Origin of the sequence: Pseudoflavonifractor sp. 60 (assembly GCF_009911645.1) — a bacterium.
GTDB lineage: Bacteria > Bacillota > Clostridia > Oscillospirales > Oscillospiraceae > Lawsonibacter.
Window position 1 is genome coordinate 1 of sequence record NZ_QWKI01000205.1, and the last position, 3,879, is coordinate 3,879.

Here is a 3,879-nt window from a genome sequence, read left to right on the forward strand (position 1 = left end):
CTCCATGGGCTGGGGGTCCTCCTGGCCCGCCGGAGCCTCACAGGGGGCGGTACCGCTCTCGTCCACGTCCATTGGCTCGGCCATGTTTAAGGCCCCGATGATCACATTCAGGACGAACTCCCGCTGGGTGACCTTCCGGCCCAGCCGGGCGCTCTCGCGCTCCAGGTGCGCCTTGATTCGCTGGAACAGGTCCTCGTCAATCTGGAAGGCCAGGGTCCGATTCTTGCCATTCGCCATAGCTGTGTTACCTCCATTTTCTTTCATTTCGTAGTATTCGGTGAGAAGGTTGGTGATGTACTCCGCAGTGGTCTGGCCCAACTGCTCCCTAGCCTCTGTTACCCGGTTGTGAAGGCTGATGGGTACCTGAGCGCACAAGTTTTTTCGCTGTTCCATGCTGCTGTCCCCTTTCTTGATAGTGAAGCAAGTATAGTTGGAAAGCCAAACGAAAGCTATTACCACAACCACCAACGATTGCGAAGAAAATAAAGCATAACCACCAATGAGAACGGTTGGAGGAAAAACTGCCCCCGGTCCGCAGAATCGTCTCCTACAGACTGGGGGCGGACGGTTTTCTCTTTTTGGAGCTTTTCCAGAGGGATTGGACTGGTTTTCCTCGCATCCTATTGTGATCTGTCCATCCACCTGCGTTACAGGCTGACGAATACCTCGATCCTTGGCAGTAAGCAGTTCGGATACCTTTCCCGTGGGATGTCTGAGCGGAAACCAGCCAGCCCTTCTGGAGCAGCTGGTCGATCAGCTCGGCTGCGAATTGATGTCCGATTTTATTGCGCCTGTCCCTGTCGCACAGGCGGCAGATTTCAAACTACTCCGCAACTCGGACAGCGACAGGCGCTGTAATATAGAGGTTACTGCGTTTCGTCCTGCACTGCTCCAGGATCCAGTCTGTGATCTCCCCCCGTTTGGCCTCCAGGGCCGTAGGGTATGCTTCGTCGCTCAGGTCCTGATATTCCTCGTGACAGTCGTATGCGTAACATTGAAAGGTTTGCGCTTTTGACAGCTGCTCCTGCAGGGACTGGATGTTGGCCTCGTTCATCACGCCGCTGAAACTGGTGGGATGCAAATAGAAGTCCTGGCGATCCTTGGTAACTGTGTCGCAGACTCCATTGCCGCCAGGTTCGAGTGACCAGCTCAGCTCTTGGAACAGGCGCGACTTTCCTCCTTAAAGGCAGATCTGTCGGCATCGCTCAACCAGCCAGAGACGTAGTTCTCAAGTTTGAATGCGAAAATAGACTTTCCGGTAAGACATCTTGATTATTCTCCTTAAAATTGGAATAGAAAACAAAAAAGCCGCTCCCGGCCCATCGGATTACTTCCGACAGGCCAAGAGCGGTTGATTTTCTTTGTCTTTGGAGGTTTAAGGTATCGCTTGAGAGTTCGAAACACTTCGGCTCCAGAATCGGCCAATTCAGGGCCGTTTTGCATCTTTCTCACGTTATTTCAAAATAACGCTTCCAATAATTTCGAGTATCAACTTTTCACTCGCCTTTTTGGAGATTTCTGTTCAGAAAATGAAAAACACCACATTTTTATGTGGTGTTTTTTGCCTGCATCTTTTTTGGCGACACAGGTTGGCGCAGCGGGTGGGATTCGAACCCACGTGGGATTGCTCCCAAACTGATTTCGAGTCAGCCCCGTTATGACCACTTCGATACCGCTGCATATGGGTTCCGCCTGCGGGATGCCGGCGGAACGCTTTTTAGGATACCAGAACTGAGCAGAAAAATCAAGGTTTTTTCTGGATTTTGTGGATAAATTACAGCGCGGTTTTGGCTTTCGTCAGCTCCTGGGCGATGTTGAGGACGTGGTCGCCGATGCGCTCGAAGTCGGTCAGGAGCTCTGAGTACAGGATACAGGCCTCGTCGGAGCAGATACCGTTTCTCATGCGTACAAGCTGGTCCCGCTGGAAGTCGGCGGTCATATCGTCGATTTTCTGTTCCATCTGGGCCACGTGAGTAAGCCAGTCGGGGCTGCCGGCGTCGCTGGACAGCAGTGCGGACACCGCCCGCAGGGATACGCTCCGCATTTGTCCGATCTCTGCCAAGGCGTATTCAGAGAAGGAGATATCCTGTTCCACCAGCATTCTGGTGTAGCCGGACAGGTTGTCGGCATGGTCGCCGATGCGTTCAATATTGCCGGAGATGGAGAACAGGCAGCTGACGATTTTGGAGCCCCGCTCATTGGTCTCGATGGCAATCAGGTGGGAGATATAGCGGGAAATTTCCTTATTCAGAAAATCTATGTACTGCTCCCGCTGCTCCACCCGCTCCAGGGGGGTTGTGTCCCGGTCCATCACCGCCTTAAAGCTGGCGTCCACATTTTGGCGGGCCATTTCCAGCATCCGGTGCAGCTCATTGCGCAGCTGGTCCACCACAATGGCGGACACGCCCAGACCGCCGTCCTTGCCGCCGGAGGTGAGGGGGGTCAGATAGGCCAGGCGCATTCCTGTTGGCTTTTCGGTCTCGGGCAGATCGGGGAGGATGCGGGTAGCCAGCTTGGCCAGCATATTGCCAAAGGGGATCAGCAGGATGGTGGTAGCCAGGTTGAAGAAGACGTGCATCACGGCGATCTGAGTCATGGGGCCGGGGACCGTGGACTCGATGATGGATACCAGGGGGGTGACCATGACCACCACAGTGAAAATCACAGTGCCAATGACGTTAAACAGCAGGTGGACACAGGTGGCCCGCTTGGCGTCCCGGCTGGTGCCGAAGGAGGCCATTACAGCGGTGATGCAGGTGCCGATATTCTGGCCAAACAGGACGTAGACGGCCCCGGAGAACTCCACCACACCGGCGGCGGCCAGAGTCTGCAAAATGCCCACCGAGGCAGCGGAGGACTGGATCAGCGCAGTGAAAATAGCGCCGAAGGCAATGCCCAGAATGGGGTTGGACAGGGTGGCCATCATGTTGACGAAGGCGGGCACCTCCCGCAGAGGCTCCATAGAGGCGCTCATCATGTCCATACCGATGAACAAAATGCCCAAGCCGGCCAGCAGCTGTCCAATGTGTTGAAGGCTGGGCTTTTTCAGGAAAACCATCATAAATACGCCCACAAAGGCGACGATAGGGGCCAGCGCGCCCACGTCCAGGGCGATGAGCAGACCGGTGGTGGTCTTGCCCACGTTGGCGCCGAAGATCAGCCAGACCGCCTGGTTCAGGTTCATAATCCCCGCGTTGACAAATCCGACCACCATAACGGTGGTGGCGGAAGAGGACTGGACGGCGGTGGTAATCAGCGCGCCCAGCAGAATGCCCATAAAGCGGTTGGCGGTGAGCTTTTCCAGAACCGCCTTCATCCGGTTACCGGCTGCGGCCTCCAGACCGGAGCTCATCATCTGCATTCCATGGAGGAACAGCGCCAGTCCGCCGAACAGGCCAAAAAACTCCAAAATATCCATTGGCATATATCCCTTCTGCGGCAAGCCGCGTTTTGCTCTCGATTCAGCAATCCGAAATTTTTCCATTTTCAATTATAAGGGGACAGGAGGGGAAGTGTCAAGTGTCGTTCTTTACAATTTTAATCGGGAGCAGGAAAAAACCGCCCGAAAGGGTGGCACTTCGTAAAGAAGTGCCACCCTTCGGGCTACCTGTAAAGAAATTTCTCTATGTGGGACGGCTATGCCGTCCTTTTCTTGCGTTTCTGCATGGCCTGATAGTAGGCCATATATTCCCGTTCCAGCGTTTCCGGCTCCGGCGCTGTCCAAAGACCGATGGTGCTGTAGTAGATGTCCACCCGCTGATGCCGCTTGCCGTCTATCTTCTCCGGCTCGGATACCACGATTTTGTCAATGAACTCGTGGACGATTTCAGGCGTCAGCTCCGTCAGCCGGGTCACCTGTCTGGCCCGCTGGATGAACTT

General features: G+C 54.8%; 4 protein-coding genes and 1 tRNA gene. All 5 read right to left on the reverse strand.

From position 1 onward, the window contains the following. Positions 1-393, reverse strand: a 393-nt coding sequence (locus D1646_RS19655) for a translation initiation factor 2 (protein WP_243154258.1), incomplete at its 3' end; no start/stop codon positions are given. Between the two features lie 430 nt (positions 394-823). Beyond that, the gene (locus tag D1646_RS19660; RefSeq protein WP_160638085.1) at positions 824-1,081 is read right to left on the reverse strand and encodes a hypothetical protein; all 258 of its coding nucleotides are present in this window, start codon (positions 1,079-1,081) and stop codon (positions 824-826) included. Between the two features lie 509 nt (positions 1,082-1,590). Beyond that, positions 1,591-1,679 (reverse strand) — tRNA-Ser (locus D1646_RS19665). 95 nt (positions 1,680-1,774) lie between these two features. Further along, positions 1,775-3,418 carry a Na/Pi cotransporter family protein gene (locus tag D1646_RS19670; protein WP_160638087.1) on the reverse strand — a complete coding sequence of 548 codons (1,644 nt, stop codon included), beginning with the start codon at positions 3,416-3,418 and terminating at the stop codon, positions 1,775-1,777. Between the two features lie 218 nt (positions 3,419-3,636). After that, a partial coding sequence (locus tag D1646_RS19675; protein WP_160638086.1) for a DUF4368 domain-containing protein occupies positions 3,637-3,879 on the reverse strand: 243 nt, incomplete at its 5' end.

Bases quoted from the DNA above. Each gene is read 5' to 3' on its own strand.
- D1646_RS19670 (WP_160638087.1), bottom strand. From the start codon at position 3,418: ATGGATATTTTGGAGTTTTTTGGCCTGTTCGGCGGACTGGCGCTGTTC.